The organism is Paracoccus sp. TD-10, from assembly GCF_048270675.1.
GTDB classification, from domain to species: domain Bacteria; phylum Pseudomonadota; class Alphaproteobacteria; order Rhodobacterales; family Rhodobacteraceae; genus Paracoccus; species Paracoccus pantotrophus.
The window spans coordinates 2184817-2191147 of the sequence record NZ_CP182418.1 but is presented as its reverse complement, the minus strand read 5'-3'; the positions used below and the strand labels follow the sequence as shown (position 1 = coordinate 2191147).

At 67.8% G+C, this 6331-nt stretch carries 6 protein-coding genes; 4 read left to right on the top strand and 2 right to left on the bottom strand.

Annotated features, from left to right (window positions below; all coding sequences use genetic code 11):
- Window positions 1-413: 413 nt before the first annotated feature.
- Together ACNKFW_RS10875 and ACNKFW_RS10870 are read right to left on the bottom strand one after the other, a co-directional pair.
- The gene (locus ACNKFW_RS10875) at window positions 414-2300 is read right to left on the bottom strand and encodes an autotransporter assembly complex protein TamA (RefSeq protein ID WP_147428242.1); all 1887 of its coding nucleotides are present in this window, start codon (window positions 2298-2300) and stop codon (window positions 414-416) included.
- 91 nt (window positions 2301-2391) lie between these two features.
- Window positions 2392-3315 (bottom strand): glucokinase, encoded by a 924-nt coding sequence (locus tag ACNKFW_RS10870; RefSeq protein WP_024842675.1) that lies wholly within the window; start codon window positions 3313-3315, stop codon window positions 2392-2394.
- 154 nt (window positions 3316-3469) lie between these two features.
- Between ACNKFW_RS10870 and ACNKFW_RS10865 the strand changes: the two genes are divergently transcribed.
- From ACNKFW_RS10865 to ACNKFW_RS10850, 4 genes are all read left to right on the top strand, one after another.
- Window positions 3470-3907, top strand: coding sequence for a hypothetical protein (locus ACNKFW_RS10865; protein ID WP_418024400.1), 438 nt, complete (start codon window positions 3470-3472; stop codon window positions 3905-3907).
- A 69-nt stretch (window positions 3908-3976) separates the two neighbouring features.
- On the top strand, window positions 3977-5368 hold the full coding sequence (gene ahcY, locus ACNKFW_RS10860; RefSeq protein WP_418024398.1) for an adenosylhomocysteinase: 1392 nt from the start codon (window positions 3977-3979) through the stop codon (window positions 5366-5368).
- Window positions 5369-5422: 54 nt separating this feature from the next.
- Window positions 5423-5857: an HIT family protein gene (locus ACNKFW_RS10855; RefSeq protein WP_418024396.1), complete on the top strand. Its 435-nt coding sequence runs from the start codon at window positions 5423-5425 to the stop codon at window positions 5855-5857.
- A gap of 97 nt (window positions 5858-5954) precedes the next feature.
- Window positions 5955-6296, top strand: coding sequence for a DUF2853 family protein (locus ACNKFW_RS10850; RefSeq protein WP_418024394.1), 342 nt, complete (start codon window positions 5955-5957; stop codon window positions 6294-6296).
- Window positions 6297-6331: the final 35 nt, after the last annotated feature.

Sequence of the window (6331 nt, the reverse complement as noted above, 5' to 3'; positions counted from 1 at the left end):
CTGCGGCAGCGAGAACTCGCGCGCCTCGGCCTGGGGGGCGCTGTCGCCGGTGCCGGGCAGGCGCGGCAGGATGATGCGCTCGGCCGAAAGCTCGTTGATCTCGACCCGCCGCGCCAGCAGCGCCGAGCGGGTCCATTGCATGGCGCCGTTTTCCAGCGTGATCCAGACGCCGTCGTCGTCGGCGATGGTCATGCGCTCGAAGGTCGCGCGCGAGGACAGCGCGCCGCGGAAGCCCTCGATCACCACCTGCCGGCCGGCGCCGGACAGCTTTTCTTCCAGGAAACGGGTGATGAAACCGCGGTCGTCCTCGACCTCCTGCGAAATTTCGGCGGCGGTATCCTGCGCCAGCGCGGCCAGGGGCGCGGCCAGGGCCAGCCCGAATGCCAGAACGAGACGATAAGCCAGATCACGCATCAGAACGCCTGCCCCAGACCGATATAGACCTGCACCCCGCCGTCGTCGCCATCGCCGCCGCCGACCGGGGTGGCGATGTCGAAGCGCAGCGGCCCGACCGGGGTGCGATAGCGGATGCCCGCGCCGGCCCCGGCCTGCCAGCCGCTGGCGCCGGACCAGCCGCTGTCCTCCCAGACCCGGCCGGCATCGGCGAACAGCGCCAGGCCGATGCGTTCGCGGACCTGGATGCGGGTCTCGGCGGTCAGGGTGACGATGGACATGCCGCCGGTGCGCACCATGCCGCCGCTGTTGTCGGGGATCACCTCGACGCCCAGCGATTCATAGGAATGGCCGCGCACCGTGCCGCCGCCGCCGGACCAGAACAGGTAATCGCGCGGGGTTTCCCCGATCTCGGGGCCGACCACGGTGCCCAGCCGCGCCCGGCCGGCCAGGGTGAAGCGGTCATCGGTGCCGAAGCTGTAATAGGCCCGCCCCTCGGCCAGCACCTGTGCGCCCGAGCCGGTTTCGTCCTGCAAGCCGACAAAGGGCGTGACCCCGCCCGACAGCCAATAGCCGCGCTTGGCGTCGGTCGGCTCGTCGCGCTTGTCCCAGATCACGCTGGTAGGCAGCGCGAAAAGCCGGAAATCGGTGCGGCCGCTGTCGTCGTCGACGCGCAGCGCCCGGTATTGCAGGGCGATATCGGCGGTCAATTCGTCGCTGGGGATCCAGGTGAAGCCCAGGCCGAAGGTGCCGGACTTGAGGTCGTAATCCTCTTCCTGCAGGCTTTCGACCTTGGCCAGCACATAGCCGGTGGTGTCGGCGGTGATGGTGGCGGGCCGGTCGATGCGCAGCCCCAGGCTGTAGTCGCGCCCGCTATCGCCGCCGATATCCGAGACGCCGGCATCCACGCGCAGCCGCTCGCCGCCGCGGAACAGGTTGCGGTTGATCCAGTAGGCGGTCAGCGACAGCCCGTCGGTATTGGAATATTCGAAGCCGGCACCCAGCCGGCGCAGCTTCTGCTCGGCCACCAGCAGGTCCACGTCCAGCGTGTTGCCGGGGCCGATCCGGTCGGCCTCGGTCAGGGTGATGGCCGAGAACACGCCCGAGCGGCGCAGGCGCTTCCTCACATTCTCGAGCTTCTCGGGATCGAAGCGTTCGCCCTCGGGGAAGCCGGCGATCTTGCGCAGCCGGCGCGGGTCCATGCGCTGATGGCCGCGGATGGTCAGCTGGCCAAAGCGCAGCTCGGGGCCCGGCGCCAGGCGGATGCGGCTGTCGATCAGGTTGGTGGCGTGGTCGGCGATGATCTCGGTCTCGGCCACCTCGGCCTTGGCGTGGCCCACGTTGCGCCAGCCCGCCACGCCGGCGGTGGCGGCGTTCTTCATGTCGCCGGTGCGGGCGATCTCGCCCCGGCGATAGCTGCGCGGCAGTTCGGTGCCCGGCGCCACCGGCGCGATCTCGGCCCGGCTGTAGCGAAAGCGCGGGCCGGGCTGGACCGAGACCACCACCCGGTGCACCACCTTGGGCGCGTCGAGCGGCGCGATGCCGGCAGCCTCGACCCCGTCCAGGGTGATGTCGATGACGCCCGAGTAATAGCCCTGGTCGTAAAGCACCCCCAGGATGCGGGCGTAATCGCCGCGCGCGGCGGCCAGCATGTCCTGGCCCGTCACCCGCCCCTCGTCCTGGGCGCTGACCAGAAGCGAGGTCTGCCGGATCGCCGGAAGCAGGGCGTCGTCGCCGCCATCGACCTGGAAATCCAGGTTCACGGGCGAGCCGTCATTGCCGTCCCGGCCGAACCAGCCCGAAAAGGGCGAGGAGGAAGGCGAGCCCGAGGACTGCGCCCAGACCATGCCCGCGCCGGTTGCAAGCACGATTGCGGCAGCCGTCCCTGCCTTGATCCAGCTTTTCATTGCCTGATTGCCCTGCTTCTGGCGGTTTTCCCGCAAGCATTGCAGGGCACGTCAACAAAATCCAGCGCAGCTGCCCAAATTCGGGCGATTTTCAGCGGATTGCGGCCAGACAGCCATGCAGCGCCGCCATGTCGTCCCGGATCACGCCGATCGGAACCGCCTGCGGAATCCGCGCCATCAGCGGGTCGGAAAGGAAGGCGCGCTCGAAGATTTCGAACCGATCGGTGCAGGAACGCGCGACGCTGCCGGCCAGGAACATGCCCTCCATCGGCATGAAACGAAAGGCAAGTTCGCGGCAGAACAGCCCGAACAGCCGGGCATAGAGCGCCAGCGTTTCCTCGGCCGCCTGATCGCCCTGGGCCGCGTCTGCGACCACGGTTTCGGCCCGGCCCTGCGGCAGGCCCATGCGCAGCGCGTGCAGCCGGGCAAGGCCGCGGCCGGCGAACAGTTCCTCGACCGAATCAATCGCCCGGCCGGCTGCACCAAGCGCCTCGGCCAGCGGCTCGGCCACGGAAAGCGGCAGGCGGGTATGGCCCTCCTCGGCCTCAAGGCAGGCGATCCCGCCGTCCGGCAGCACCTTGACCGCGCAGACGTTGAAGCCGGTGCCGGCATTCACCACCAGCCGCTGCCCGTTCGACAGCGCGCCTTCGGGCGCCGCGCGCAGGAAGCCCGCCGCCTCGCCGTCCAGGGCCGGCGTGGCATAGCCCAGGGCGATCAGGTCGTTGATCAGCCGCGCGCGGGGGGCGCCGGACAGCGTGCAGAGCCGTGCCGTGGAAAAGCTCCAGTCGCGGTTGGTCAGCCGCGCCTCGTCTCCCCAGACCGGGCCGGCGACGGCGACGCAGACCGCCTCGATCTGCGGGCTGCCCTGCTGGGCGAGGAACTTGGCCACCACCTCGTCGAATGTCGCATGATCGTCGCCGCGAAACCGGGTGATGGTATCGGCGACCAGCGCGCCGTCCCGTGCCAGCGCCATCCGCGCATTGGTGCCGCCCACATCCGCCAACAGGATCGCCATGTCTTCCCCTTTTCCGCGCAGCCTCGTCCCGATCCTTCTAAGCCATTCCAGAGAAAGCTGCTACCGCTCACATTTGCGACTGGATCGGAACCTTTCGCGAACCCCGGCGGTTTTCCCCGGTCACCCGCGCAAGCGAAAGGTTGAGGCAATGCACATGACCCCGGCTTCCCGCATCGCAGCCGCCCTGCTGGCGGTGCTTCTGGCCCTGCCGGGCCAGTCCGCGCAGGCGGCGATCCAGACCCGCGAGGAGAACCTGGCCCATCCGCGCGGCTGGTCCGCCATCGCCGGCATGGACCCGCGCGCCGTGCGCGAGGTCGCCCGCACCCTGCCGCTGTCCGAAGTGGCGGTGGAGGACCAGCCCTGGTGCGCCCGCAAGGCGGAACTGGAGCAGACCCTGCGCCAGGATTTCGGCGAGGCGCGGATCGCCACCGGGACCGATGGCGTGACGCTGTGGGGCTCGGACCTGATGGGCACCTGGACGGTGGTGTTCGAGCGGCCGGATGCGACCAGCTGCGTCATCGCCTCGGGGATCGGCTTCAGCGACGCGACCAGCCCGCAGGTGTTCTTCGTCAAGGCGGGCTTCAACGGCTGACCGCTTGGGTTTGCAGGACCGCGCCGGGGATGCTAAGGCCGCGCCAACAGCACAAGGCGCGAGGGCCCCATGACCGATTACATCATCCGCGACATCGCCCTGGCCGAATACGGCCGCAAGGAGCTGGACATCGCCGAGACCGAGATGCCCGGCCTGATGGCCCTGCGCGCCGAATATGGCGAGACGAAGCCGCTGAAGGGCGCCCGCATCGCCGGCAGCCTGCACATGACCGTGCAGACCGCCGTGCTGATCGAGACGCTGGTGGCGCTGGGGGCCGAGGTGCGCTGGGCGTCCTGCAACATCTTCTCGACCCAGGACCATGCGGCGGCGGCGATTGCGAAAGCCGGCATCCCGGTCTTTGCCGTCAAGGGCGAGACGCTGCCGGAATACTGGTCCTATACCGACCAGATCTTCCAGTTCGCGGAAGGCACGGCGAACATGATCCTGGACGACGGCGGCGACGCGACCATGTATGTGCTGCTGGGCGCGCGGGTCGAGGCGGGCGAGACCGGGCTGATCGACGTGCCGACCAGCGAGGAGGAGGAGGCGCTGTTCGCCCAGATCCGCAAGCGGCTGGCGGCCTCGCCCGGCTGGTTCACCCGGCAGCGCGATGCGATCCGCGGCGTCAGCGAGGAGACGACGACCGGCGTGCATCGGCTTTACGACCTGCACAAGAAGGGGCTCTTGCCGTTCCCGGCGATCAACGTGAACGACAGCGTCACCAAGTCGAAATTCGACAACAAGTATGGCTGCAAGGAATCGCTGGTCGACGGCATCCGGCGGGCCACCGACGTGATGATGGCCGGCAAGGTCGCCGTGGTCTGCGGCTATGGCGACGTGGGCAAGGGCTCGGCCGCGTCGCTGCGCGGTGCCGGCGCCCGCGTGAAGGTGACCGAGGTCGATCCGATCTGCGCCCTGCAGGCCGCCATGGACGGCTTCGAGGTGGTGCTGCTGGAGGAGGTGGTCGCGACGGCCGACATCTTCGTCACCACCACCGGCAACAAGGACGTGATCCGCATCGAGCACATGCGCGAGATGAAGGACATGGCCATCGTCGGCAACATCGGCCATTTCGACAACGAGATCCAGGTCGCGGCGCTGAAAAACCACAAATGGACCAACGTCAAGGACCAGGTGGACATGATCGAGATGCCCTCGGGCAACCGGATCATCCTGCTGTCCGAGGGGCGGCTCTTGAACCTGGGCAATGCCACCGGCCACCCCAGCTTCGTGATGTCGGCCAGCTTCACCAACCAGGTGCTGGCGCAGATCGAGCTGTGGACCAAGAACGACGAATACGCGCCGGGCGTCTATATCCTGCCCAAGGCGCTGGACGAAAAGGTCGCCCGGCTGCATCTGGACAAGATCGGCGTCAAGCTGACCAAGCTGTCCAGCGAACAGGCCGCCTATATCGGCGTGACGCCCGAGGGCCCGTTCAAGTCCGAACATTACCGCTATTGAACGCGTGGGCGCGGCTCGACCGGGGCCGCGCCGCAAGCCGGGAAGGGGGACCGGATGTCCGACGATTGCCTGTTCTGTCGCATCGCGCGCGGCGAATTGCCGGCGCATCGGATCTATGAGGACGAGCATATCCTCGCCTTCCTGGACCTGCATCCCATCCGTCCCGGCCATTGCCTGGTCATTCCCAAGCGGCATTACCCCTGGTTCGAGGATCTGCCCGAGGATCTTGCCACCCGCATCACCGGTTGCGCGCAGCGCCTGGCCCGGCAGATGAAGGCGCTTTATGCGGTCGAGCGGGTCGCCCTGTTCTATACCGGCATCCATGTCGCCCATGCCCATGCGCATGTCGTGCCGATGCATCATGTGCATGACGTCTCGTCGCAGGCCTATCTGAAGGAGGGCATCGACAGTTTCGCGGTGCCGCCGCAACTGTCGCCCGAGGAAGGCGCCCGGATCGCCCAGGCGCTGGCCCCCGCCTTCGCGGGATAGGCACGCCGCGCCGCAAGCGTGCGGTTTCAGTTGATATTTGCCCGCCCGGCGCTAGGCTCTCCCCTGGGATGAACCAATCCGAAGGGGGGACAGAGCAATGAGCAAGCGCGACGATCTGATCGCCAAATACGCCGCCGACATGAAGGACAAGCTGGGCGTCACGCCCGACATGGACCTGCTGACCAAGGTGGTCATCGGCTGCGGGCCTTCGATCTACAACGCCGACGGGGAAACCGTGGCCGGATCGGACAAGGCCGAACTGGAGCGTATCAGGACCAACTACCTGATGAAAAAGCTGGGCCTGCCTGACGGCCCCGATCTTTCCGCCGCCATCGACAAGGTGATCGCGAAATACGGCAGTTCCAACCGCAACAAGTATCGCGCGGTGGTCTATTACATGCTCTGCATGCATTTCGGCAAACAGGCGGCCTATGCCTGACGGCGGTGACGCAACGTCACGAAAGGCCGCGGCCA